The organism is Saccharopolyspora hordei, assembly GCF_013410345.1.
GTDB lineage: Bacteria > Actinomycetota > Actinomycetes > Mycobacteriales > Pseudonocardiaceae > Saccharopolyspora > Saccharopolyspora hordei.
Map to the genome: position 1 here is coordinate 5582411 of NZ_JACCFJ010000001.1, position 24287 is coordinate 5606697.

The 24287-nt window shown below is 71.6% G+C and carries 23 protein-coding genes; 10 read left to right on the plus strand and 13 right to left on the minus strand.

Going from position 1 to position 24287, the window contains the following annotated elements; translation table 11 throughout:
• Positions 1-7: 7 nt before the first annotated feature.
• Positions 8-235 (minus strand): DUF3107 family protein, encoded by a 228-nt coding sequence (locus tag HNR68_RS25490; protein WP_179724246.1) that lies wholly within the window; start codon positions 233-235, stop codon positions 8-10.
• 104 nt (positions 236-339) lie between these two features.
• On the minus strand, positions 340-1026 hold the full coding sequence (locus HNR68_RS25495; RefSeq protein ID WP_179724247.1) for a ferritin-like fold-containing protein: 687 nt from the start codon (positions 1024-1026) through the stop codon (positions 340-342).
• Positions 1027-1459: 433 nt separating this feature from the next.
• On the opposite strand from HNR68_RS25495, the gene HNR68_RS25500 reads away from it, so the two are divergent.
• Both HNR68_RS25500 and HNR68_RS25505 read left to right on the plus strand, forming a co-directional pair.
• Positions 1460-3121 (plus strand): DEAD/DEAH box helicase, encoded by a 1662-nt coding sequence (locus HNR68_RS25500; RefSeq protein ID WP_218889771.1) that lies wholly within the window; start codon positions 1460-1462, stop codon positions 3119-3121.
• A gap of 144 nt (positions 3122-3265) precedes the next feature.
• Positions 3266-4471, plus strand: a complete 1206-nt coding sequence (locus HNR68_RS25505; RefSeq protein ID WP_218888427.1) for an Rv3212 family protein — start codon at positions 3266-3268, stop codon at positions 4469-4471.
• 13 nt (positions 4472-4484) lie between these two features.
• On the opposite strand, the gene HNR68_RS25510 is transcribed toward HNR68_RS25505, so the two are convergent.
• The 5 genes from HNR68_RS25510 to HNR68_RS25530 all read right to left on the minus strand — a co-directional run bounded on the left by HNR68_RS25510 (position 4485) and on the right by HNR68_RS25530 (position 7531).
• A complete protein-coding gene (locus tag HNR68_RS25510) occupies positions 4485-4868 on the minus strand; it encodes a cation diffusion facilitator family transporter (RefSeq protein ID WP_179724248.1) in 384 nt (127 codons plus the stop codon).
• Positions 4865-5701, minus strand: a complete 837-nt coding sequence (locus HNR68_RS25515) for a PD-(D/E)XK nuclease family protein (protein ID WP_179724249.1) — start codon at positions 5699-5701, stop codon at positions 4865-4867. The genes HNR68_RS25510 and HNR68_RS25515 overlap by 4 nt, the downstream gene beginning before the upstream one ends.
• Before the next feature lie 47 nt (positions 5702-5748).
• Positions 5749-6618, minus strand: coding sequence for a PHP domain-containing protein (locus HNR68_RS25520; protein ID WP_380573785.1), 870 nt, complete (start codon positions 6616-6618; stop codon positions 5749-5751).
• 97 nt (positions 6619-6715) lie between these two features.
• Complete coding sequence (locus HNR68_RS25525; RefSeq protein ID WP_179724250.1) at positions 6716-7288, minus strand: PH domain-containing protein; 573 nt, start codon at positions 7286-7288, stop codon at positions 6716-6718.
• Positions 7289-7366: 78 nt separating this feature from the next.
• A complete protein-coding gene (locus HNR68_RS25530; protein WP_179724251.1) occupies positions 7367-7531 on the minus strand; it encodes a hypothetical protein in 165 nt (54 codons plus the stop codon).
• Between the two features lie 146 nt (positions 7532-7677).
• Here HNR68_RS25530 and HNR68_RS25535 point away from each other — a divergent pair, with 146 nt between their 5' ends.
• From HNR68_RS25535 to HNR68_RS25550, 4 genes are all read left to right on the plus strand, one after another.
• The gene (locus tag HNR68_RS25535; RefSeq protein ID WP_179724252.1) at positions 7678-8106 is read left to right on the plus strand and encodes an NUDIX hydrolase; all 429 of its coding nucleotides are present in this window, start codon (positions 7678-7680) and stop codon (positions 8104-8106) included.
• 416 nt (positions 8107-8522) lie between these two features.
• Entirely contained in the window at positions 8523-9602 is a 1080-nt protein-coding gene (corA, locus tag HNR68_RS25540; RefSeq protein ID WP_179724253.1) for a magnesium/cobalt transporter CorA, read from the plus strand.
• 146 nt (positions 9603-9748) lie between these two features.
• A complete protein-coding gene (locus tag HNR68_RS25545) occupies positions 9749-9937 on the plus strand; it encodes a hypothetical protein (RefSeq protein WP_179724254.1) in 189 nt (62 codons plus the stop codon).
• A 312-nt stretch (positions 9938-10249) separates the two neighbouring features.
• Positions 10250-10723, plus strand: coding sequence for a CAP domain-containing protein (locus tag HNR68_RS25550; RefSeq protein ID WP_179724255.1), 474 nt, complete (start codon positions 10250-10252; stop codon positions 10721-10723).
• A 62-nt stretch (positions 10724-10785) separates the two neighbouring features.
• Here HNR68_RS25550 and HNR68_RS25555 read toward each other — a convergent pair whose 3' ends face one another.
• From HNR68_RS25555 to HNR68_RS25580, 6 genes are all read right to left on the minus strand, one after another.
• The gene (locus HNR68_RS25555) at positions 10786-11958 is read right to left on the minus strand and encodes a sn-glycerol-3-phosphate ABC transporter ATP-binding protein UgpC (RefSeq protein WP_179724256.1); all 1173 of its coding nucleotides are present in this window, start codon (positions 11956-11958) and stop codon (positions 10786-10788) included.
• Between the two features lie 4 nt (positions 11959-11962).
• Positions 11963-12808, minus strand: a complete 846-nt coding sequence (locus HNR68_RS25560) for a carbohydrate ABC transporter permease (protein WP_179724257.1) — start codon at positions 12806-12808, stop codon at positions 11963-11965.
• Positions 12808-13731 carry a carbohydrate ABC transporter permease gene (locus HNR68_RS25565; RefSeq protein WP_179724258.1) on the minus strand — a complete coding sequence of 308 codons (924 nt, stop codon included), beginning with the start codon at positions 13729-13731 and terminating at the stop codon, positions 12808-12810. Before HNR68_RS25565 ends, HNR68_RS25560 begins: the two co-directional genes overlap by 1 nt.
• A complete protein-coding gene (locus HNR68_RS25570; RefSeq protein ID WP_380573790.1) occupies positions 13731-14987 on the minus strand; it encodes an ABC transporter substrate-binding protein in 1257 nt (418 codons plus the stop codon). Before HNR68_RS25570 ends, HNR68_RS25565 begins: the two co-directional genes overlap by 1 nt.
• 215 nt (positions 14988-15202) lie before the next feature.
• Complete coding sequence (locus HNR68_RS25575) at positions 15203-15724, minus strand: general stress protein (protein WP_179724259.1); 522 nt, start codon at positions 15722-15724, stop codon at positions 15203-15205.
• A gap of 150 nt (positions 15725-15874) precedes the next feature.
• Positions 15875-17128, minus strand: a complete 1254-nt coding sequence (locus tag HNR68_RS25580; RefSeq protein WP_343050405.1) for an MFS transporter — start codon at positions 17126-17128, stop codon at positions 15875-15877.
• Between the two features lie 183 nt (positions 17129-17311).
• Between HNR68_RS25580 and HNR68_RS25585 the strand changes: the two genes are divergently transcribed.
• From HNR68_RS25585 to narI, 4 genes are read left to right on the plus strand one after another with little or no spacing between them, the layout of a single operon-like run.
• Positions 17312-20992 carry a nitrate reductase subunit alpha gene (locus HNR68_RS25585; RefSeq protein WP_179724261.1) on the plus strand — a complete coding sequence of 1227 codons (3681 nt, stop codon included), beginning with the start codon at positions 17312-17314 and terminating at the stop codon, positions 20990-20992.
• Positions 20992-22638 (plus strand): nitrate reductase subunit beta, encoded by a 1647-nt coding sequence (gene narH, locus HNR68_RS25590; RefSeq protein ID WP_179724262.1) that lies wholly within the window; start codon positions 20992-20994, stop codon positions 22636-22638. Before HNR68_RS25585 ends, narH begins: the two co-directional genes overlap by 1 nt.
• The gene (gene narJ, locus HNR68_RS25595; protein WP_179724263.1) at positions 22638-23258 is read left to right on the plus strand and encodes a nitrate reductase molybdenum cofactor assembly chaperone; all 621 of its coding nucleotides are present in this window, start codon (positions 22638-22640) and stop codon (positions 23256-23258) included. Before narH ends, narJ begins: the two co-directional genes overlap by 1 nt.
• A complete protein-coding gene (gene narI, locus HNR68_RS25600) occupies positions 23255-24046 on the plus strand; it encodes a respiratory nitrate reductase subunit gamma (protein ID WP_179724264.1) in 792 nt (263 codons plus the stop codon). Before narJ ends, narI begins: the two co-directional genes overlap by 4 nt.
• The last annotated feature ends 241 nt before the right edge of the window (positions 24047-24287 follow it).

A 24287-nucleotide genomic window follows, 5' to 3' on the forward strand; every position in this document is an offset into this window, starting at 1 on the left:
GAACGGCTCAGCCGACGCCGAAGCCGACGCGCGGCATGTCCGCTGGGCCGATCTCCACGTAGGCGATCTTCGTCGACGGGATGATGATGCGCCGCCCCTTCTCGTCGGTCAGCGCCAGCACGCCTTCAGCGTTCTTCAGCGCGTCGGCGACCAGCGACTCGACCTCTTCGGGGGACTGTCCGCTGGCGACCGTCAGCTCGCGCGGGCTGTCCACGACGCCGATCTTGACCTCCACGCCGAACCTCCGTTGGGCACTCGAATCCGATGGGTTGCGGCCAGGCTATCCCAGCCCGCGCCGACTGCGGGCGGCGAAGGCGCCGCGCCGCGGGTCCCGGCGTGTCAGCCGAGGCCGAGGCGCTCCATGCGCTTGGCGTGGTTGTTCTGCAGCCGGCGGAACAGCGCGCCGATGCCGGTCAGGTCACCGGAGCCCTTGATGATGAGCTCGGCCAGCGCGTCGCGCTCGGCGACCACCCGCTGGGCCTGCATGATCGCCTCGCCCAGCAGGCGGCGGCCCCACAGCGTCAGCTTGTCCCGCAGCGTGCGGTCCGCGGCGCAGGCCGCCTGCACCTCGCGCTCGGCGAAGGCGGAGTGCCCGGTGTCGGCCAGGACCGCGAGCACCAGCCGGCGCGTCGTCGGGTCCAGCCACTCGGCCACCTCGCGGTAGAAGTCGGCCGCGAGCCCGTCCCCCACGTAGGCCTTGACCAGCGACTCCAGCCACGAGTGCGGCGCGGTGGAGGCGTTGAACGCCTCGAACGGCTCGACGAAGGGCTGCATCAGCTCGCCGATGTCCGCCCCGCGCTCGGCCAGGTGCTCCTCGAGCAGCTTGTAGTGCCCCATCTCCGCTGCGGCCATGCTGGCCAGCGCCGCGCGCCCGGTCAGCGTCGGTGCGGTGCGCGCGTCCTCGGCGAGGCGGTCGAAGGCGGTCAGCTCGCCGTAGGCCAACGCCGCGAGCAGGTCCACGACGCCTTCGGAGTAACGCTCGTCACTTTCCCAGGCCGGCGCCGCGCTCTGGTCAGCCTCACTCATGGCTGAGAGCCTAACGGGCGGCACGCCCGAGTTGTGCGCACCACGGCGAGAGGGAGGGGCGAGCAGGTATCCTCGGGATCGGAGGAGCTTCGGCGTCCAGCGGGCGGCGCACCGGTCAGGCCGGTCGAACACCGCGGGGCTGGCTCCCCGAACGTCACGATCCGGGCTCGCAGGCCCGAGCGGGACGGCCCCCGGACCACAGCCGGCGTGAACGCGGCCCACGTGAGATCGCTCGTCGGCTTTGGCGCACGCGACGCCGAGAGGAACGAACCGCAGCGGTCCCACCCGCTGAGCGAACAGAGGCGCGCATCATCACGTCGGTGACCACGAGCACAGCGAGCGGCTGGCAGCACGCCGCGGTGCCGGGAGGACGTCGCCACGGATCGGCCCGAACCGGGACGCGAGCGCGCAGGTACCGAGAGAGGCGATCATCCTGACGTTCACCAACAGCCAGGCCGTTGACGGCCGCGAAGATCCCAACGGGGGCGCCACGCCCGACACCGACCAGCCGGGCACTGCGAGCGCCCCCGTCGCGAACCCGGAGGCCCCGACGTTCGCCGAACTGGACGTCCACCCGGACATCGTCCGGGCGTTGCGCGAGTCGGGCATCGAGCGCACCTTCGCCATCCAGGAGCTGACCCTGCCGCTGGCGATGCGCGGCGAGGACCTGATCGGTCAGGCCCGCACCGGCACCGGCAAGACGCTGGGCTTCGGCGTCCCGCTGCTGCACCGGTTGCAGCTGCCCGGTGACGGCACCCCGCAGGCGCTCGTCGTGGTCCCCACCCGCGAGCTGTGCCTGCAGGTCACCCGGGACCTCACCGACGCGGGCAAGCACCTGGGGGTGCGCACCCTCGCCGTCTACGGCGGACGCCCCTACGAGGAGCAGATCTCGGCGCTGGAGAAGGGCGTCGACCTGGTGGTCGGCACCCCGGGCCGCCTGCTCGACCTGGCCGAGCAGCGCAAGCTGGTGCTCGGCAAGGTCCGCGGGCTGGTGCTCGACGAGGCCGACGAGATGCTCGACCTGGGCTTCCTGCCGGACATCGAGCGCATCCTGCGCATGGTCCCCGAGCAGCGGCAGACCATGCTGTTCTCGGCCACCATGCCGGGCCCGATCCTGACGCTGGCCCGCACCTTCATGACCCGGCCGACGCACATCCGCGCGGAGCACGCCGACGAGAGCGCGATCCACGAGCGCACCCGGCAGCTCATCTACCGGGCGCACGCGATGGACAAGACCGAGCTCATCGCCAAGGCCCTGCAGGCCCAGGGCCGCGGGCTGACGATGATCTTCAGCCGGACCAAGCGGCAGGCGCAGAAGCTGGCCGACGAGCTCACCGAGCGCGGCTTCGCGGCCGGCGCGGTGCACGGCGACCTCGGCCAGGGCGCCCGCGAGAAGGCGCTGCGCGCCTTCCGGTCGGGCAAGGTCGACATCCTGGTGGCCACCGACGTGGCCGCCCGCGGCATCGACGTCGCCGGGGTCACGCACGTGATCAACCTGCAGTGCCCGGACGACGAGAAGACCTACGTGCACCGCATCGGCCGCACCGGCCGGGCGGGCCGCGAGGGCGTGGCGATCACGCTGGTCGACTGGGACGAAGAGCCCCGGTGGAAGCTGATCAGCGACGCGCTGGGGCTGGACAAGCCGCAGCCGGTGGAGACCTACTCCACCTCGCCGCACCTGTTCACCGACCTCGACATCCCGCCGGACGTCACCGGTCGGCTGCCGCTGTCCAAGCGCACCCGCGCGGGCCTGGACGCCGAGCCCGAGGTGCAGGGCGAGACCAAGCGCCCGCGGCGCAACCGGCGCCGCACCCGCGGCGGCAAGAAGGAGGCGCACGGCGAGGCCGAGGCGGGCGCCCGGCAGGACAGCGACGCCGAGACCCGGCCCGCGCGCACCCGGCAGCGCCGCCGCACCCGCGGTGGCGTCGAGACCGGCGCGTCGACGTCGGAAGCGCCCGCGGCCAGCGGTGACGCGGACGCCGGCGAGCGGCCCCGGCGCCGGCGCCGCAGGCGTCGGTCCGGCTCGTCGAGCGGGCAGGCCGGCGAGGCGGGTGGTTCCGCCCGCAGCGGCGGTGCCGAGGGCGGCGCCGCGTAACGCGCTCGCCCGCAGCACTTCCCCGACAGCCCCGGCACGCACTCGCGCGTCGGGGCTGTCCCGCGCAGCGGGCCCGTCGGCCACCACGGTCGACCGGCCCGCCTCTAAGCTCTCCCCCGAGGAGAGCTCAGCTGCTGAGGAGTGATGGTGGTCCGGCCGGAGCGGCGAACGCGAACCGACCTCGTCGTGGCGGCGCTGATCGCGGTCGCCGTGCTCGTCGCCGGCACCGTGCTGTGGCTCCGCAGCGACGCCCGGGCCACCGTCTCCGAGGTCGCCGCGCAGCCGCTGCCGGAACCCGCGGCGGTCGGTGAGGTCCCCGCGACGTTGACCGAGGCGTGGCGGGCACCGAGCCCCGCGACCCCGGTCCCGGTGGTGGCCGGTCCCGCGGTGGTGACCGGGGAGGGCAGCGACGTCCTCGGCCGCGAACCGGAGACCGGCCGCGTCGCCTGGCGCTACTCCCGCGACATCCCGCTGTGCACGGTCGGCGCGGAGTGGGACCGGGCGATCGCGGTGTACCGCAAGTCCTTGAACTGCAGCGAGGTCACCTCGCTGCGCGGGCCGACCGGTGTCCGCGGCCCCCAGCGCAACGGCGACTCCGAGCCGGGCACCCAGCTGCTCTCCGACGGCACCTACGTGACCGCCACCGGGCAGCGCACCTTCGAGTCGTGGCGCTCCGACCTGGTGCGCACCCAGCAGTTCGGCATCCCGCCCGCCATCAAGAACCCGGACAACGGCATGAAGCGCCCGGACTGCACGTACTCCTCCCTCGCGGTCGGCGACGAGCGGACCGCGATGGTGGAGCGGTGTCCCCGGGAGCTGGGCCGGGTCACCGTCGTCAAGACCAAGCCGGAGGACGACGAGAAGCCCGAGGAGGTCTTCAGCGTCGGGCTCGGCAGCGCCGCCGCGTCGGTCGTCGCGGTCACCCGGCAGCACGTCGCGGTGGTCGAGCGGGACAGCTCCACGCTGGTCGTCTTCGACAGCGGCGGCCGCGAGGTGGGGCGCTACCCGGTCCGCGTGGGCGAGCCGGGCTTCCGGGCCAACGTGCAGGTGGAGGCGACCACCGTCGCGGACCGCGTCTACTGGCACACCGGCGCCGACACCGTCGCCCTCGACCCGGCCACGCTCGCTCCGGTGTGGACGCTCCCGGACACCCTCGGCCCGGGCACCACCTTCGGCGGGAAGCTGCTGGTGCCGGTGCCGGAGGGCATCGCCGTGCTGGACCCCGCCAGCGGTCACCGCGAGCGGGTGATCCCGGTGGACCGCGCGGGCCACACCGGTCCGGTGCAGCTCGCCGCGGTGGGCCGGGTCGTGCTCGAGCAGCGCGGCGACACCCTCGTCGCCCTCCGCTGACCCGCGCGTCCCCTCAGGCCCACCACCAGAACCACAGCGAGCCGAGCACCAGCACGATCACGCCGAGCGTCGCGAACGCACCGGTCCGGTCGCGGCGGCGGTCGGCGACCGCCTGCAGCCCCACGGCCACCAGCGAGGTCACCAGCTGGGAGATCACCGCGGCCAGCCCCGGTCCCTGCATCCCCTGCCCGGTCGCCCAGAGCTGCACGCCGACCAGGAACAGCGCGAGCACGACGGAACCGGACGCGAGCGCACCGCTCAGCCCGCGGCCCGCGCCCCGGGACCGGCTGGGCGGTCGGCGCGCGTGCCGTCGCCGGCCGCCGTCGACGGGGAGCGGCCGGGTGCCGTGCTGGCGCGGTTCCGGGCCGCGCGGCCAGGTCTCCGGTCTCCTGCTCATCCGACTTCCAGCGAGGACCAGGACGTCACGTCGGGCGCCGCCTGCTTGCCCTCGGCGCAGTGCGCCCGGAAGTCGCACCACGAGCAGTGCGTGCCGGTGCGCACCGGGAACAGCGCCACCGGGTCGCCGCCGAGCTCCAGCTCGTCCGCGGCGCTCTGGAACTCCGCGGCCAGCTGCTCGGCCCGGTCCCGCAGCGCCGCCAGTGATTCCGGGGTGTGCTCCCAGCTCGCGACCGTGCCGGAGGGCAGGTGGTGCAGCTCGACCCGGCGGCAGGTCCGGTGGAACTGCCGCCGCACGGCGAGCGCGTAGAGGACCAGCGCCAGCGAGTCCCGCGCGTCGCTCACGCGCAGCCCGTGGCGGCCGGTCTTGTAGTCGACGACCACGAGTTCCCCGTCGCGCTCGTCGATGCGGTCCACCCGGCCCTCGGCGATGATCGACCCGACCGGCGCGGACACCCACCGCTCCACCGCGACCGGGGTCTCGTCCGGGGGCAGGCCGGCCACGTACCCGGCGACCCACTCCTGCGCGCGCTCCCGGTACTCGGCGGCCTGCTCCGGACCGGCGAACCCGTCGGACTTCCAGTGCTCGCGCACCAGAGCGGCGGCCCGCTCCGGCGACCGCTGGTCCACGCGCAGCTCGAAGTGGGCCCGCAGCGCGTTGTGCACCACCGCGCCGAGCGTGGCGCCCGCGCGCGCACCGGCACGGGACGGCGTGGGCCGGTCCAGGTAGGCCATGCGGTACTTGCGCGGGCACTGCTGCCAGGTCGCCAGGCGGGCCGGTGTCACCCGCACCAGCTTGCTGGGGATGCCTTCGAGACCGAGCTGACCTTGCACGCGCCCCACCGTACGCAGATCCGCGGCTGCTCCTCGACCGGCCCCGCTCAGCTGATCACCTTGCTGCCGGTGGCCCGCTCGACCAGCCGCTCCAGCGAGTCGGGCGGCGTGGTCTCCTGGCCGATCCGGATCGTCTTGTTGGTGCCGTGGTAGTCGCTGCTGCCGGTGGGGACGAGGTCCAGCTCGTCGGCCAGGTCCCGCAGCCGCTGCCGCGTCGCGGCGTCGTGGTCGGGGTGGTCGACCTCGACGCCGGCCAGTCCGCGCTCGGCCAGCTCCGCGATCACCTCCGGCGTCACCACCGGTCCGCGCGCGGTGGCGAAGGGGTGCGCCAGCACGGTCACCCCACCGGCCTCGGTGATCATGTCGATCGCGCGGTGCACCGGGGTGTCGGTGCGCGGCAGGTAGTACCGCCCACCGCCGCCGAGGTAGCGGGCGAACGCCTCGTCCACGCTGGCCACCGTCCCCGCCTCGACCAGCGCCCGCGCCAGGTGCGGCCGGCCGCCCGGCGAGTCCGGGGGCAGCCCGGCCATCAGCGCGTCCGGGTCGATGGGGAAGCCGTCGGCGGCCATGTGCCGCGCCATCTGCAGCAGGCGTTCCCGCCGCTCGGCGCGCAACCGCGACTGCTCCTCGACGAGCGCGGCGGAGTCCGGGGCGAACAGGTAGGCCAGCAGGTGCACGGTGATCGTCCGGCCGGTGCCGTCCGGGCAGGAGCAGGACAGCTCCGCCCCCGGCACGAGCCGGAAGCCCGGCCTCCCCAGCTCGCGCACCGCGCGCTCGGCCTCGGCCCAGCCCGCGGTGGTGTCGTGGTCAGTGATCGCGATGGCGTCGAGCCCGGCCGCGACGGCGGTCGCCACCAGCTCGGCCGGGGTGTCGGTGCCGTCGGACTCGGTGGAGTGCGTGTGCAGGTCGATGAGCACACACCCCAGTGTGACCGATGCCCCCGGAACCGCTCCCACCGCTGCCCGGACAGCGATCGGCCCGGCGGGCCGTGCACCCGCCGGGCCGGTCGTCGTCTCAGAGCTTGGCCGCCCTGCGCTTGCCGACCGCGGCGCGGCGCGCCTTGAGCATCGAGAAGCGGTCCTGCTGCTGGCCCTTCTTGTCCCCGAAGACCAGCCCGGAGATCGCGTCCTCGACCTCGTTCGGGTTCGGCACGTACTCGATGCGGTTGAGCGCCTGGATCTGACCGGCGGACTCCACGATGAGGGTGCCGTACCCGAAGATCCGGCCCATCAGGGAGCGGTAGAAGGTCAGGTCGGTCACCTTGGTGATCGGCATCATCGCCACGTTGGTGGTGAAGATGCCGGAGGTGATGAGGAACCGCTTGTCCGTGACGACGATGCGCTCCACGTACCAGTCCAGCACCTGGTAGGTGAACCGCACCAGGACCAGCAGACCGGCGTACCAGAGGACGTTCTGGACCAGCAAGGCGTTCTGCTCGGGGAACAGGTACGAAACCATGATCAGGCCGACGAGCAGCCCGATCGCTTCGAAGAGGTCCCACAGCAGGCACGCCCAGTGCCGGCGCACGCGGATCACCCGGCGTTCGGTGTCCAGCAGGTACTCGTCGGGATCCCTCGGAGCGAACAAGGCACCCGCCTCCTGCGGTTCGCGCTTACTGGGTCTGCCCCGTCCCGACCGGCACCGCCGCGCGACGAGGCCGGGTCATCACTGGACGAAGAGGTTCTGCATGAAGGTGATCACGGCCTCCGCTGCGCCCCTGAGGCTCTCCAGGATGCCGTTCACCACGTTGCTGGCTTGCGCCGGCGCGGCGAACAAGAAGTAGAGGAGGAAAGCAACCCCGGCCCACGTGAGGATCTTCTTCATGTTCACTGTCACGCACCCCGTCCGAAAATGCCCTTGAGTAGCGCAGGCGTTTGCTGATCCGTTGTACCGCACTTCGCCGCCCAACGGCAGCCAAGTACCGCACTTGGGTCAGTCGTTCCCGAGCCGGCTCGAACCAACTACCCTCCGTGGCGATGATCGTATCGGAGAAGCCCGTGATCCGCTGCGTCGGAGCGGTGATCCACGACTCACACGGCCGGTTGCTGCTCGTCAAACGCGCACATGAGCCGGGTGCGGGGAAGTGGTCGCTGCCGGGCGGCCGGGTGGAGCAGGGCGAAACCGACCGTTCGGCGGTACACCGCGAGGTCCGCGAGGAAACGGGACTCTCCGTCACCGTCGGCGAGCTCGTGGGCCGCGTCCTCCGGCCCGCCCCGAAGGGCACCTACGAGATCCACGACTACGCCTGCCGGACCGATCAGCAGACCCTTTCCCCTGGTGATGACGCCGCCGACGCGATCTGGGCGGACAGTGCGACTTTCGCCACACTTGACGAGGGCGGGGCGCTGACCGAGGGCCTGGCGGACTGCCTGCGGTCCTGGGGCTGCCTGCCGCGCGACGCCTGACCACCGCGCGCACCCGGGGCGGACCGCCTCCCCTTCCCGCGGCATCCGCCCAGATAGGCACGATTCACCCGTTCTGCCCCGAGGGCCGGACGCGCCCTGTGACGTTCCGCGAGAGCGGTTGTCGCGGCGCCGCCCGGACGGAGTATGGTGGCGCGTTGGCTGACGTGGGGACCACCGGTTCGGTGGATGGCTGGAGGAGGTGAGGGATCGTGGGCAACAGCGCCGACAGCGCTCTTCCGTGCAGTACCAACCGCATCCCCGCCGGGAAGGTCGTCCGCTAGCCCCTGCGGGCCTCGCGCCTGTTCCCCAGGCCCGGCCGGGATGCGCGTCACAGCGAGATTCCGCTCAGCGCCCCGCAGCGCGCCGTTCCCCGGCCGTCCGCCGGGTGGACCGCGCCCGGACCCCTGGAGGCAGCCGTGCCCAACCTCCCCTCGCTCGGACTGCGCAACCGCAACGGCCGCGCGCCGCGCACCGCACCCCGTCCCGCCCCGCCGACGTCCGACTACGTCGTCGACTGCGCGATCTACGTCGACGGGCACCGGCTCGACGGCACCTGGAGCCACTCCGACGCCATCGCCGAAGTCCGGCGCCGCGGCACCGGTTTCGTCTGGATCGGGCTGCACGAACCCACCGAGGACCAGATCAACGGGCTCGCCGAGACCTTCGGGCTGCACGAGCTGGCGGTCGAGGACGCCGTGCACGCCCACCAGCGACCGAAGCTGGAGCGCTACGACACCACGCTGTTCATGGTGCTCAAGACGGTCCGCTACCTGTCGTCGGAGCGCCGCTCGGCGACCAGCGAGATCGTCGACACCGGTGAGCTGATGGTGTTCCTCGGCAAGGACTTCGTCATCACCGTGCGGCACGGCAAGCACGCCGGGCTCGCCGAGGTGCGCCGCCAGCTGGAAGCCGACCCGGAGCAGCTGGCGCTCGGGCCGTCCGCGGTGCTGCACGGCGTCGCCGACCACGTGGTGGACACCTACCTGGAGGTCACCGAGGCCATCCAGGACGACATCGACGAGATCGAGGCCGAGGTCTTCGAGCCGCGCACCAAGATCGACGCCGAGCAGATCTACCTGATGAAGCGCGAAGTGCTGGAGCTGCGCCGCGCGGTGCTGCCGCTGACCAAGCCGTTGCAGCGGCTGGCCGAGGGCTACATGCCGATGGTCGCCGACGACGTGCGGTCGTACTTCCGCAACGTCGAGGACCACCTGGCGAAGGTCTCTGAGATGGTGGGCTCCTTCGACGAGCTGCTGACCACGCTGGTGGACGCCACGCTGGCCAAGATCACGCTCCAGCAGAACACCGACATGCGCAAGATCTCCGCCTGGGTCGCGATCATCTCCACGCCGACGATGATCGCCGGGATCTACGGCATGAACTTCACCAACATGCCCGAGACCGAGTGGACCTACGGCTATCCCGTGGTCCTCGTGGTGATGCTCATCGCCTGCGTGGTGCTGTTCAAGATCTTCCGGCGGAACAAGTGGTTGTGAGGGCACTCGGTAACGAAGTGCGGATCTCGGGCGATACCCTGGGTGGGTGGGGGTCGTTCGCGCCCGGTGCTCTCCGTGGCGCGCCAGCTGATGTTCTCCTGCCGCCCGCTGCGTCCGGGCGGTCGTCGCGCGTGAGGGAGGTTGTCATGCACCTGCTGCTGAAGCGTCGAAGGCCGGCCGGGCATCGGCACCTCGCTCCGTCGCAGCTGCGTCGGAGTCCGGTGACGCGCCGGCAGATCGCGGAGCAGCTGTTCCAGCACACGTCGTGGGTGCAGCGAAAACCCGGCGCGATGTGGGACGCGGTTCCCGCCGCGCCGCGCGCCGCCGTGCGCTGACGCCGGCCGGGAACGACCGCGGGCCCGCATCGTGATGACGGATCTCGTGCAGGTCTTCGTTGTTCACGTCGGGAGGCACCGCCATGACTCGCTTGATGACCAACAAGCTCACCATCCTGCTGGCCCTCATCATGGGCTGGATCTTCACCGTCTTCCTGCTGATCGCCAACCAGGCTTGATCAACCGTCCACTGTGGCTTGAATCCGCAGCCACGACCGGTAACCGGACTCAGCGACGTGACCGCGCAACCGCCCCGGCGCGCGGTCACACTTCCCCCCGGGCAAGGCTCTCCAACACCGGGGGTGGTCGCGGATGTCGGCATTGCGCTCAACGGCCGCGGTCCTGGCGCTGCTCAGCGCCGGACCGCTGCTCCTGGCGGCGGGCACGCCGTCGGTCGAACACCGGCTGCTCGACCTGACCAACGACGCCCGGGCAGACGCCGGGTGTCCGCCGCTGCGGCTCAACGCCGACCTCACCGAGGCGGCGACCGCGCACAGCGCGGACATGGCGCACCGGGACTTCTTCGACCACACCGGCAGCGACGGCAGCGAGCCGTCGACCCGCACCCAGGCCGCGGGCTACCCCGGTGACTACATCGGGGAGAACATCGCCGCGGGCTACGACTCGGTCGAGGTCGTCTTCCGGAAGTGGATGGAGAAGGCCACGCACCGCGGCAACATCCTGAACTGCAGGTTCACCGACCTCGGCGTGGGCCACGTCGACGTGCCGGGCAGCCGGTACGAGCACTACTGGACCCAGGACCTCGGTCGTCCACCGGGGCGCTGACGAGCGGAGGGCACCTCCGCCGGGCGAACCCGGCCGGGGTGCCCTCCGACCCGTCGTCGCCGTCAGATGAGGCTGCGGCCGGTGCTCGGGTCGAACAGGTGGATCTTGTCCGGGTCGAACCACACCTCGAGCTGCGCGTTCTCGCGGGCCTGGGACTCCACCGCCAGGCGGGTGACGACCTGGCCCTCGGCGGTCGGGACCTCGGTGCTGCCGCTGTCGGCGGCCAGCTCCTCGAGCTCGGAAGTGCTCGCCCGTCCACCCTGGAGGGTGAAGTAGACGTACTTGTCGGAGCCCATCTCCTCCACCACGTCCACCTCGCCGCGGAACGTCGTCCCCGCGGAGCGGGTCGCGTCGTCGAGCAGCGCGGCGTCCTCGAAGTGCTCCGGGCGGATGCCGAGGACCAGCTCGCGCGGCGCGTCGGCGGACTCCAGCTCGCGGCGGACGCGGTCGCGCAGCGGGACGTCGCCGAGCGGGGTGCGCAGCACGCCGTCCTCGACCTCCACCGGCACGAAGTTCATCGCCGGCGAGCCGATGAAGCCCGCGACGAACAGGTTCGCCGGGTGCTCGTAGAGGTGCTGCGGCGGACCCACCTGCTGCACCACGCCGCCGCGCAGGACCACCACGCGGTCGCCCAGGGTCATCGCCTCGGTCTGGTCGTGCGTGACGTAGACCGTCGTGGTGCCCAGCCGCTTCTGCAGCTTCGACACCGAGGTGCGCATCTGCACCCGCAGCTTGGCGTCCAAGTTGGACAGCGGCTCGTCCATGAGGAACGCCTTGGGGTTGCGCACGATCGCGCGCCCCATCGCGACCCGCTGGCGCTGACCGCCGGAGAGGTTGGCCGGCTTGCGCTCCAGGTGCTGGGTCAGGTCGAGGATCTTGGCGGCCTCCTCGACCTTCTGCCGCACCGTCGTCGAGTCGACCTTGGCCAGCCGCAGCGGGAAGGCCATGTTCTCGAACACCGTCATGTGCGGGTAGAGCGCGTAGGACTGGAACACCATGGCGATGTCGCGGTCCTTCGGCGCGCGCTCGTTCATGCGCTCCCCGCCGATGCGCAGCTCGCCCGCGCTGATGTCCTCCAGCCCCGCGATCATGTTCAGCGTGGTCGACTTCCCGCAGCCGGACGGGCCGACCAGGATCACGAACTCGCCGTCCGCGATCTCCAGGTTCACCTCGTTGACCGCCAGCGCCCCGTCCGGGTAGCGCTTGGTCACCTTGTCCAGAACGATGTCGGCCACTTGGTTACCCCTTCACTGCGCCGGAGGTCAGTCCGGACACGATGCGTCGCTGGAACAACAGCACGAACACGATGATCGGGATGGTGATCACCACCGCTGCGGCGGAGATCGACCCGGTCGGGTCCTCGAACTGCGAGCTGCCGGTGAAGAACTGCAACGCCACCGGCACCGTCCGGGAGTTCTCCGTCGAGGTCAGCGAGATCGCGAACAGGAAGTCGTTCCAGCAGAAGATGAACACCAGGATCGCGGTGGTGAACACGCCCGGCGCGGCCAGCGGCGCGATCACCTTGGCGAACGCCTGCCCCGGCGTCGCGCCGTCCATCTTGGCCGCCTTCTCCAGCTCCCAGGGGATCTCCCGGAAGAACGCCGACAGCGTGTAGATCGCCAGCGGCAGCGAGAAGGTGATGTAGGGCAGGATCAGGCCCGGCCAGGTGTCGAACAGGCCCAGCACCCGCTCGATCTCGAACAGCGGCGAGACCAGCGACACCTGCGGGAACATCGCGATCAGCAGCGACACCCCGACCAGCAGCCGCTTGCCGGGGAAGTCCAGCCGGGCGATCGCGTAGGCGGCCATGGTGCCCAGCACCACGGCGATCAGGGTGGCGATCAGCGCGATGCCGATCGAGTTCACCAGCGCGCGGGTGAACTCGGAGGTGCTGAAGATCGCCGCGTAGTTCTCCAGCGTCCACTCGCGCGGGATCAGGTTGCCGTCCGCCAGCGTCTCGGGCGTCTTGAACGACAGCGACAGGATCCACAGCACCGGCAGCAGCGCGTAGACCACGACGATGATGTTGAGCACCGTCCACTTGGCCTTCCGCGCGGGGGTCTCGGCCCCGCCCACGCCTGCCATCAGCGCCTCCCCTCGTCGTCACTACCGGGTGCGGCCGTGCCGAAGAGCTTGACGAAGACCCACGCGATGAGCGCGACCGCGAGGAAGATCAGCACCGACATGGTGGAGCCGATCCCCAGGTTGAGTCCTTTGATCAGGTTGTTGTAGGCGAGCACCGACACCGACGAGGTGTCCTGCGCGCCCGACGTGAGCACCACGATGTTGTCGAACACGCGGAACGCGTCGAGGGTGCGGAACAGCAGCGCGACCAGGATGGCCGGCTTCATCACCGGCAGCATGACCTTGACGAACCGCTGCCACGCCCCGGCGCCGTCCATCGCCGCCGCCTTGAGCAGGTCGTCGGGCACCAGCGCCAGGCCCGCCATGAGCAGCAGCGCCATGAACGGGGTGGTCTTCCAGACCTCGGCGAGGACCACGATGGCCAGCGCGCTGACGTGCTCGGTCAGCGGGGCGCCGTCCGGGGTGATCGCGTTGGCCAGGTAGCCGGTGTCCGGCGTCCACGCGTACCGCCAGCTGAAGGCCGCCACCACGGTGACGATCCCGTACGGGATGAGGGTGACGGTGCGGACCAGGCCGCGTCCCACCAGCGCCCGGTGCATGATCAGCGCCAGGCCCATGCCGAGCACGAACTCGATGACCACGGACACCGCGGTGACCACCACGGTCACCCAGAACGCGGTCCACCAGTACCCGTTGCTCAGCACCGTGACGTAGTTGTCCAGTCCGACGAACTCGCGCTGGTCCGGGTACTTCAGGTCGAAGCGCTGGAACGACAGCCACAGCGCGTAGAGGATCGGGTAGCCGGTGACGGCGAGCATCACCAGCGCCGCCGGGGCGCACAGCAGCCACCCCAGCTTGCGCTCGGCCTTCTTGCCCTCGCTGATCGCCTTCGCCACCGGGAGCGTGTCCTGCTTCTCCACCATCAGGGCATCACTCCCTTGGACTCCAGAGCGTTCTGGACCTCGGTGCGCATCCGCTCCGCGGTCGCCTGCGGGTCGATCTCCCCGATCGGCGAGAGGAGCTTGGACAGCACCGTGGAGACGTTCTGGGCGGCCGGGGTCACCGGGCGCACGCCCGGGTCCTTGAGGGCTTCCAGGATGGTGTCGCGCATCGGGTACTCGGCGGCGATCTCCGGGTCCGCGTAGACCGACTCGATCGTCGGCGGCACGCCGTCGTTGAGCGCGGAGAACTTCTGGCTCTCCGGGTTGCGCAGGCACTTGATCGCCTCGAACGACAGCTCGGGCTTGGTGGAGTAGCTGCTCACCGCGTAGTTGGCGCCGCCGATGGTGGACTTGCTCGGCACGCCGGGCTGCAGGCTCGGCAACCGCGCCCAGCCGACCTTGGCCGCCAGCTCCGGCGCCTTCTCCTGCATCGAGGCGTAGACGAACGGCCAGTTGAGCTCGAACGCCGCTTGCCCGGTCTCGAACTCCTGCCGGGCGTCGTCCTCCTTGGCGTTGTTCATCGACGGGCTGGTCACGCCCGCGGTGCCGAAGTCGCGCAGCGCCTGCAGCGCGCGCACCGCGCCCTCGTCGACCACGGCGGTGCGGCCGTCGTCGGAGATCACGTGCCCGCCGACCGACTGGACCAGGGTGTTGAAGTGCACGTAGACGCCCTCGTACTGGGCGCCGGTGAAGGAGATCCAGTGCGGCTTGCCCTCCGCCTTGAGGCGCTGGGCGTCCGCGATCATCTCGTCCCAGGTCTGCGGCGGCTCGGGCACCAGGTCCTTGCGGTACCAGAGCAGCTGCACGTTGGTGTTCTTCGGCGCCGCGTAGAGCTTGCCGTTCCAGGTCGCGGTCTCCAGCGGGCCCTGCAGCGTGCCCCGCTCCACGTCGGCCCGGTCCTGGCCGGTCCACTCCCGGATCCACCCGGCCTCAGCGAACTCCCCGGTCCAGGTGACGTCCAGGTTGAGCACGTCCATGCCGCTGTCCCCGGCGGCGAGCCGGCGCACCATCTGCTCGCGCTGCCCGTCCGCGTCCCGGGGCAGCTTGTGGTACACGATGTTGTACCGCCCGCCCGACTCCGCGTTGCAGCGGTCCACGTTCTGCTGCAGGTTCTCCTCGGGCGCGCTGTAGAGGTTGACGGTGTTCGCGCCGGAAGCCGGGGCGCAGGCGGTCAACGCCGACGCGCAGGCCAGCGTGGCTCCCAACGCGGCCGCTCGGCGTGTACGGCGAAGTCTCACGATCGGTCCTCCCAGGTGCTGGTCGCAGCCGACCAAGCATCGGGGTGCCCACGCTTCGTCGCCTGCCACCACCGGCGGTGAGCCGGTGGTGGAAAGCTAGGCCTCTTGATCAGTCAAGGCAAGCCCGGTGTGACGCTTGTTGCCAACACGTGAACGTCGGGCAGAACGGACCCAACGGGAGGCGCAACCGCGCCACCCGGGACGGCCTGGTCAGGTCACTGGGCGGGCGGTGGTTTCATCGCGAGCTTGGCGAGGAGGTCCCGCCCCTGTTCGGCGTAGCGGGGTTGGGACAGGACGTCGTAACGGCCCGCGACCAGTTGGCTCGCCGAGGAGAAGTCGCGGCGGCCCCGGGTGGAGGCGTAGCCGACCGCGGCGAAGACCAGGCCGAACAGCACGCCCGCGCCGAGGCCGGCCAGCACCGGGCCGAACCAGCTGCCCTGCGGGGTGAACATGCCCATGATCAGCCCGACCAGCAGCCCGAACCACGCGCCGGAGGCGGCACCGCCGCCCAGCACCCGACCCCAGGTCAGCCGGCCGGTCACGCGCTCGACGAGCATGAGGTCCACGCCGACGATGGTCACCTCCTGCACCGGGAAGTCGCTGTCCGCGAGGTAGTCGACCGCGCGCTGCGCCTCCTCGTAGGTGCTGTAGGAGCCGATCGGCCAGCCCGTCGGCGGGGTGGGGAGATTCGGTGTGCCCGGCGTCGGCCGGCTCGCGCCGGTGAATGGGTTGGACACCGCTGACACCTCCGTGGAACGTGCTGCCAAGGTCAGGGCCGGCGAGGCCGGGCGAGCCCGATTCCGCCGCAATGTCCCTTCCACCATCAGGCTACCCTGCGGCGACCTCCCGGAGATCATGTCGGTCCAGCGCTCGGCCCGCATCCCCGATCAGGTCCCCGCCTCCCGGCGGACCACGGTGAGCGTCAGCGCCGCGCAGCCCAGGGCGGCCAGCGCCAGCAGCACGAAACCCCAGGTGTAGTGCCCGGCGGTGCCGTAGATCGCGCCCATCACCAGCGGGGGGAAGAAGCCGCCGAGACCGCCCGCGGCCCCGACCAGCCCGGTCACCGCCCCCACGTGGTCCTTCGGGGCCAGCTCGGCGACGAGCGCGAACACCGCTCCCGAGCCGGCGCCCAGCACCGCGGCCAGCCCGAGGAAGGCGATCGTGCCGACCGGCACCAGCGGCGGTTCGACGGCGGCGAGCGCGGCGAGCAAGGCCGCCAGCGAGCACAGTCCGCCGAGGACGGTGGTCGGGTGCACCCGGTCGCACAGCCAACCACCGACGGGGCGGGCGATCACAGCCAGCACCACGAACCCGGCGGTGCGCGTCGAGGCGTCCTCCACCGTGAGGTCGTAGCTGGTCTTCAGGTAGGTGGGCAGGTAGACGCTGAAGGCCACGAAGCCGCCGAAGGTCAGCGCGTAGAGCACCGACAGCTGCCAGGTCACGCCGAGCCGCAGGGCCTCGACGGTCCGACTGGAGGTCGACCCCGAAGGCGGCGTCCGGTCAGCTGGGTCGCGCAGCAGCGCCCAGGACAGCGCCGCCGCCACGACCAGCGCCGCCGCCACGACCAGGAACGGGGCGAGCTCGCCGGACGCGCTGGCCAGCGGCAGCGTCGTGAAGGTCGCGATGGCGGTGCCGCCGGTGCCGACGCCGAACACGCCGAGCGCCATGCCGCGCTGGGCCGACGGGAACCAGCCGCTGACCGCCGGGACCCCGACCGCGAAGGTCGTCCCGCCGAGGCCGAGCAGCACCCCGCCGAGCAGCAGCACCGGCAGCGAGTCCGGGAACAGCCCGACCAGCAGCACAGGGATGGTCGTCAGCAGGCTCAGCGCCGTGAACATCGACCGCGCGCCCCAGCGGTCGGTCAGCGAGCCGACCGGGATGCGGCCGATCGAACCGATGATCACCGGCAGCGCCACCAGCACCGACTGGGTGAACGGGGCCAGGCCGAGCCGCTGTCCGATGCCGGGCGCGAGCGGGGCGAGCAACGCCCACGCCCAGAAGTTGACCGTGAACGCGATCGTGCAGACCGCCAGCACGACCCACTTGCGTGCGTTCGCCGCTGCGCGGCGGAGGTGGATGGGCGCGGGATGACTGACCACAACGACCACCTCGACTTCGGCGTGCGCGTCGGGCGATGACACGCGAACCGCGGCTCGGCGAGCACGGGTGGTGGCGGTTCCGCGCGGAGCCGCTGCGGCGCCGGCCCGAGTTGCGGGTCGCGCTGGTCTGCCCAATCGTCGAGTGTGCAGGCCACGGTCGCGCGCGGCGAATCGGAGCACGGGAACAGCGGTCACTGCCCGGCGACTCACCAAGGAGCCCGGCTCATGGCGAAACGAGCAGACGCGGGACTCGACGGCCCGGTCGCCGAGCTCCTGCTGCGCACCCGCAAGCTGCTGACCCCGGACCAGGTCTCGGCCGACCTGCGCAGCCTCGAGCTGGCCGGCGGCCGCGAGGGCGACGCCTTCTACCGGGACCGCTGGAGCCACGACAAGGTCGTGCGCTCCACGCACGGCGTGAACTGCACCGGCTCCTGCTCGTGGCAGGTCTACGTCAAGGACGGCGTGATCACCTGGGAGGTCCAGCAGACCGACTACCCGTCGGTGGGGCCGGATTCCCCGGAGTACGAACCGCGCGGCTGCCCGCGCGGGGCCGCGTTCTCCTGGTACACCTACTCGCCCACCCGGTTGCGCTACCCGTACGCGCGCGGGGTGCTCGTCGAGATGTACCGCCGCGCGAAGGCCGCCACCGGTGACCCGGTGCGCGCCTGGGCGTCCATCGTGGACGACCCGGGATCGCGGCGGCGCTACCAGCGGGCGCGCGGCAAGGGCGGGCTCGTGCGGGTCTCCTGGGACGAGGCGCTGGAGATGGTCGCCGCCGCCCACGTGCACACCATCAAGCGGTACGGGCCGGACCGGATCGCCGGGTTCTCCCCCATCCCGGCGATGTCGATGGTCTCGCACGCCGTGGGCTCCCGGTTCCTGTCGTTGATCGGCGGCACCATGCTGTCCTTCTACGACTGGTACGCCGACCTGCCGGTGGCCTCACCGCAGGTGTTCGGCGACCAGACCGACGTGCCCGAGTCCGCCGACTGGTGGAACGCCGCCTACCTCGTGATGTGGGGCTCCAACGTCCCCGTCACCCGCACCCCGGACGCGCACTTCATGGCCGAGGCCCGCTACCGCGGGCAGAAGGTCGTGGTGGTCTCCCCCGACTACGCCGACAACGTCAAGTTCGCCGACACCTGGCTGTCGCCGCACCCGGGCACCGACGGCGCGCTGGCGATGGCGATGGGGCACGTGATCCTGCGGGACTGCTACGTGCAGCGGCAGTCCCCGCGCTTCGCCGACTACGCCCGCCGCTACACCGACCTGCCGTTCCTGGTCGCGCTGCGCGACACCGGCCACGGGCTGGTGCCGGACAAGTTCGTCACCGCCGCCGACCTCGGCGCGCCCGGCGCGCACGACCGCTTCAAACCGGTCCTGGTGGACGAGCACACCGGTCGTGCGCACGTGCCGAACGGAAGCCTGGGCTTCCGCTTCGACCCGGCGGGCGATGGGCGGTGGAACCTCGACCTCGGAGAGGTCCGGCCGCAGCTGAGCTTGCTGGACCACGCCGCCGCCCAGGCCGTCACCGTGGAGCTCCCGCGGTTCGACGTGCCCGACGACCGCCGCGCCCGGCTGCGCCGGGGCGTGCCGGCGATCCGGCTCGGTGGCCGACTGGTGACCACGGTGTTCGACCTGGTGCTGGCGAACTACGGCGTGGGGCGGCCGGGGCTGCCCGGTGAGTGGCCGCGCGGCCTGGACGACCCGCGACCGCACACCCCGGCCTGGCAGGAGGAGATCACCGGGGTGCCCGCCGCGCAGGCCATCCGGGTGGCCCGCGAGTTCGCCCGCAACGCCGAGGAGTCCGGCGGACGGTCGATGATCCTGATGGGCGCGGGCACCAACCACTGGTTCCACTCCGACACGATCTACCGCGCGTTCCTGGCGTTGGTGACGTTGACCGGGTGCCAGGGCGTCAACGGTGGCGGCTGGGCGCACTACGTCGGGCAGGAGAAGTGCCGCCCGGTCACCGGTTGGGCGCAGCTGGCCGGAGCGCTGGACTGGTCGCGCCCGCCGCGCCAGATGATCGGCACCGCGTTCTGGTACCTGGCCACCGACCAGTGGCGCTACGACGCGCTCGGCGCCGAGGAGCTGGTCCACCCGCTCGGCCCGGGGACGCTGCGGGGCATGACGATGGCCGACTGCATCGCGCAGTCGGCGCGACTGGGTTGGATGCCCTCGTACCCGACGTTCGACCGCAATCCGCTCGACCTGGTCGACGAAGCCCGCTCGGCCGGGGTGGACCCGGCCGAGCACGTCATCACCGAGCTCCGCGCCGGGCGGCTGCGGTTCGCCTGCACCGACCCGGACGACGAGGCGAACTGGCCGCGGATCGTCACCACGTGGCGGACGAACCTGCTGGGTTCCTCAGCGAAGGGCAACGAGTACTTCCTGAAGCACCTGCTGGGCACCGATTCGGCCGTGCGGGCCGAGGAGGCCCCGCCCGAGCAGCGCCCGCGCGACGTGCACTGGCACCCGCGCGCCCCGGAGGGCAAGCTGGACCTGCTGTTGTCGCTGGACTTCCGCATGACCAGCACGGGCCTGTTCAGTGACGTGCTGCTGCCCGCCGCGACCTGGTACGAGAAGCACGACCTGTCGTCCACCGACATGCACCCGTTCGTGCACGCCTTCACCCCGGCCATCGCGCCACCGTGGGAGACCCGCAGCGACTTCGACGCCTTCCACGCGATCGCCCGGAAGTTCTCCGAACTCGCCGCGACGCACCTCGGAGTGCGCGAGGACCTGGTCGCTGCACCCCTGCTGCACGACACGCCGGACGAGCTCGCCACCCCGGGCGGTGTGGTGCGCGACTGGGCCCGCGACGAGGTCGAGCCGGTGCCGGGCGTGACGATGCCGAAGCTGGTGGTCGTCGAGCGGGACTACCCGGCGGTGGCGGCGAAGATGGCGGCACTGGGCCCGTTGGTGGAGCAGCTGGGCGTCGGTGTCAAGGGGTGGCACGTCGTCCCGGACCAGGAGGTCGAGCGGCTGAGGCGCCAGAACGGAGTGCTGCGCGGTGGAGTGGCGGACGGCCGCCCGTCACTGGCGCGGGACGTGCACGCCTGCGAGGCGGTCCTCGCGCTGTCAGGCACCACCAACGGCCGGATCGCGGTGGCGGGGTTCCGGGACCTCGAGCAGCGCACCGGGGTGCGGTTGGCCGACCTGGCGCAGGACGCCGAGGGCAGGACGATCACCTTCGCCGACACCCAAGCCCGCCCGGTCCCGGTGATCACCTCGCCGGAGTGGAGCGGCAGCGAGCACGGCGGGCGGCGCTACAGCGCCTTCGTGGTCAACGTCGAACGCCTCAAGCCCTGGCACACCCTGACCGGCCGCCAGCACTTCTACCTCGACCACGACTGGGTGGCCGACCTCGGCGAGGGCTTGCCCGTCTACCGGCCGCCGCTGAACATCCACCGGCTGTTCGGCGAGCCGGAAGACCCCGGCGGCGCGGCGGTGTCGGTGCGCTACCTGACCCCGCACTCGAAGTGGTCGATCCACTCCGAGTACCAGGACAACCTGCTGATGCTGTCGCTCTCGCGCGGCGGCCCGGACCTGTGGCTGAGCCCGGCCGACGCGGAGCGGATCGGCGTGCGCGACAACGACTGGGTGGAGGCGGTCAACCGCAACGGCGTGGTGGTGGCGCGAGCGGTGGTGTCGCAGAAGATGCCGCCCGGCACGGTCTACGTGCACCACGCCAAGGACCGCGTGGTGGACGTGCCGAAGTCGGAGGTCTCCGGGCTGCGCGGCGGGGTCCACAACTCGCTGACCCGGCTGTTGATCAAGCCCACCCACCTCGTCGGCGGCTACGCCCAGCTGTCGTTCGCCTTCAACTACCTGGGCCCGACCGGGAACCAGCGCGACGAGATCACCGTGGTCCGCCGCCGCAGCCAGGAGGTCGAGTACTGATGCGCGTGATGGCCCAGCTCGCCATGGTGATGAACCTGGACAAGTGCATCGGCTGCCACACCTGCTCGGTCACCTGCAAGCAGGCGTGGACCAACCGCGCCGGCGTCGAGTACGTGTGGTTCAACAACGTGGAGACCCGCCCGGGGCAGGGGTACCCGCGCACCTACGAGGACCAGGAGAAGTGGCGCGGTGGGTGGCGGCTGCGCGGTGGCCGGTTGACGTTGCGGGCCGGAGGCCGGTTCAAGCGGCTCCTGTCGTTGTTCGCGAACCCGAAGCTGCCCGCCATCCAGGACTACTACGAGCCCTGGACCTACGACTACGACGACCTGATCTCCGCACCCGCGGGTGACCACGTCCCGGTGGCCCGGCCGAGGTCGCTGATCTCCGGTGAGCCGACGCGGATCTCCTGGAGCGCGAACTGGGACGACAGCCTGGCGGGCGCGCCCGAGCTCACCCAGCAGGACCCGGTGCTGCAGCGGGTGTCCGACGAGGTCCGGCAGTCCTTCGAAGAAACGTTCATGTTCTTCCTGCCGCGGATCTGCGAACACTGCCTGAACCCGTCCTGCGTCGCCTCCTGTCCCTCGGGTGCGATGTACAAGCGCACCGAGGACGGGATCGTGCTGGTCGACCAGGACCAGTGCCGCGGCTGGCGGATGTGCGTCACCGGGTGCCCGTACAAGAAGGTCTACTTCAACCACCGCACCGGCAAGGCCGAGAAGTGCACGCTGTGCTACCCGCGGATGGAGGTCGGGTTGCCGACGGTGTGCTCGGAGACCTGCGTCGGGCGGCTGCGCTACCTCGGCGTGGTGCTCTACGACGCCGACCGCGTGCTCCCGGCGGCCTCGGTGCCCGACGAGCGCGACCTGTACCCGGCGCAGCTGGACGTGCTGCTCGACCCGGACGATCCGGAGGTGGTGGCCGCCGCACGGCGTGCCGGCATCCCCGCGGACTGGATCGAGGCCGCGCAGCGCTCCCCGGTCCACGCGCTGATCAAGGACTTCCGGATCGCCCTCCCGCTGCACCCGGAGTTCCGCACGCTACCGATGGTCTGGTACGTCCCGCCGTTGTCACCGGTGGTGGACAAGCTGGTCGAGACCGGGCACGACGGCGAGGACGTGGGCAACTTGTTCGGCGCCATCGACGCGCTGCGCATCCCGGTGGAGTACCTGGCCGAACTGTTCACCGCGGGGGACCCCCGGCCGGTCGTCACATCGCTGCGCAAGCTCGGCGCGATGCGCGCCTACATGCGCGACATCAACCTCGGGCGACCACCGGACCCGGCCGTCCCGGAGGCTGCCGGGCTGGACGTGCCGCAGGTGGAGCGGATGTACCGGCTGCTGGCGCTGGCGAAGTACGAGGAGCGCTACGTCATCCCGCAGGCGCACGCCGAACTCGCCGGGCAGCTGGACGAACCCGGCTGCTCGTTGGACTACGAGGGCGGACCGGGCATGTACGAGTCCGGGCCGTTCGGCGAGACCTCCGGGGCGCCCGTGCCGGTGGCCGTGGAGAACTTCCACCTGCTCCGGCAGCGGCAGAACGCGGTGCACTTCATCGCGCCGGACGGCTCGCGTCGGGTGAACCTGCTCAACTGGGACGGCCGTGGCACTCCCGAGGGCCTGTTCCCGCGGGACGACGAGGCCGACTGATGTCCTTCGACCGAGCCCGCGCGCTCACCCACCGGATCGCCGCGTTCCTGCTGGCCTACCCCGACGAGGAGTTGCTCGGCCGGCTGCCGCTGCTGCGCACCGGGTGCGCAGCGCTCCCGGCTCCGCAACGGGACCCGCTGCTGGAGCTGGTGCACCACCTGGAGACGGTGCCGTTGCTGGCCGCGCAGCAGCACTACGTCGAGACCTTCGACCTGCGCCGCCGCTGCTGCCAGTACCTGAGCTACTGGACGACCGGCGACACCCGCAACCGCGGCCGGGCGATCGTGGACTTCAAGCGGATCTACCGGTCGGCGGGCGTGCTGCCGCCGGAGGACGAGCTGCCGGACCACCTCACCGTCGTGCTGGAGTTCGCCGCCACCACAGACCAGGAGCGCGGCACCGCCCTGCTCCTCGACCACCACGCCGGGCTCACCCTGCTCGCCGAGGCCCTGCGCGACCAGGGCTCGGTGTACGCGCGCGGCGTCGAGGCGGTGCTGACGACGCTGCCCGCGCCGACCCCGGAAGCCCTGCGCGCGGCCAAGCGCCTCGCCGCGACCGGCCCACCGCAGGAGTTCGTGGGGATGACTGGTCCGCTGCGACCGTTCGGAGGTCCGCGATGAGCACCTGGGACGTGCTGCTGTGGGGGGCCGCGCCGTACGTGACGATCGCGGTGCTGGTGGTCGGTTCGCTGTGGCGCTGGCGCTACGACCGGTTCGGCTGGACCACCCGCTCGTCGCAGCTGTACGAGTCGCGGCTGCTGCGGCTGGCCAGCCCGCTGTTCCACTTCGGACTGCTGGTGGTGATCGTCGGGCACGTCGTGGGACTGCTGGTCCCGGCGTCGTGGACCGACGCGCTGGGGGTGTCCGAGCAGCTCTACCACCTGGTCGCGGTCGGGTTGGGCGCGCTGGCCGGGGTGTGCACGCTGGTCGGCGTGGCGCTGCTGGTCTACCGGCGTCGCCGCACCGGACCGGTGTTCTCCGCGACCACGGTGAACGACAAGGCGATGTACCTGGTGCTGGTCGGCGCGATCCTGCTCGGGCTGCTGACGACCGTGCTGGCCAACGGCGTGGCCGGGGGCTACGACTACCGGGCCACCGTCTCCCCCTGGTTCCGCAGCGTCTTCGTGCTGCAGCCGGACGTGGCGCTGATGGTGGACGTGCCGTGGTCGTTCAAGGCGCACGTGCTGGTCGGGATGCTGCTGTTCGCCCTGTTCCCCTTCACCCGGCTGGTGCACGCGTTGAGCGGGTTCGCGGCGGTGCGGTACCTGTTCCGCCCGTACGTCGTCTACCGCAGTCGCCCCGCCACCCGCACCCGACGCGGCTGGGAACCGGTGGACGTGCCGGTGGAGCGCAGGGGCGCGCGCGGCACGTCGCGCCCCGCGCGCAGGCGGAGGAGCAGGGCTGCCTGACTCCGCGTGAGCCCGGCGTGACCGAACGCGTTCCACGCTGTCCCCCGAGCAGCAGGGGTTCCCGTGCGAGCACCAGGTGTGGGCGTTGACCACCCACGGCAGCGTCCGGTCGGTGCCCCTCCCACGTGGACCGCGTCGTCCCGTGCTCGTGGCGGTGCGGCTCCGGTTCGTGTTGCGGCGGAGACGGCGCCCCGGTGCGGCGGTAGCGGATGGCAGCCGACCGACTCAACTCGGCCCGAGC

Coding starts and splice junctions, on each gene's coding strand:
- HNR68_RS25495 (WP_179724247.1), bottom strand. CDS start 1,026: ATGAGTGAGGCTGACCAGAGCGCGGCGCCGGCCTGGGAAAGTGACGAG.
- HNR68_RS25505 (WP_218888427.1), top strand. CDS start 3,266: ATGGTGGTCCGGCCGGAGCGGCGAACGCGAACCGACCTCGTCGTGGCG.
- HNR68_RS25510 (WP_179724248.1), bottom strand. CDS start 4,868: ATGAGCAGGAGACCGGAGACCTGGCCGCGCGGCCCGGAACCGCGCCAG.
- HNR68_RS25535 (WP_179724252.1), top strand. CDS start 7,678: ATGATCGTATCGGAGAAGCCCGTGATCCGCTGCGTCGGAGCGGTGATC.
- HNR68_RS25545 (WP_179724254.1), top strand. CDS start 9,749: ATGCACCTGCTGCTGAAGCGTCGAAGGCCGGCCGGGCATCGGCACCTC.
- HNR68_RS25550 (WP_179724255.1), top strand. CDS start 10,250: ATGTCGGCATTGCGCTCAACGGCCGCGGTCCTGGCGCTGCTCAGCGCC.
- HNR68_RS25560 (WP_179724257.1), bottom strand. CDS start 12,808: ATGGCAGGCGTGGGCGGGGCCGAGACCCCCGCGCGGAAGGCCAAGTGG.
- HNR68_RS25565 (WP_179724258.1), bottom strand. CDS start 13,731: ATGGTGGAGAAGCAGGACACGCTCCCGGTGGCGAAGGCGATCAGCGAG.
- HNR68_RS25585 (WP_179724261.1), top strand. CDS start 17,312: ATGGCGAAACGAGCAGACGCGGGACTCGACGGCCCGGTCGCCGAGCTC.
- narH (WP_179724262.1), top strand. CDS start 20,992: ATGCGCGTGATGGCCCAGCTCGCCATGGTGATGAACCTGGACAAGTGC.
- narJ (WP_179724263.1), top strand. CDS start 22,638: ATGTCCTTCGACCGAGCCCGCGCGCTCACCCACCGGATCGCCGCGTTC.
- narI (WP_179724264.1), top strand. CDS start 23,255: ATGAGCACCTGGGACGTGCTGCTGTGGGGGGCCGCGCCGTACGTGACG.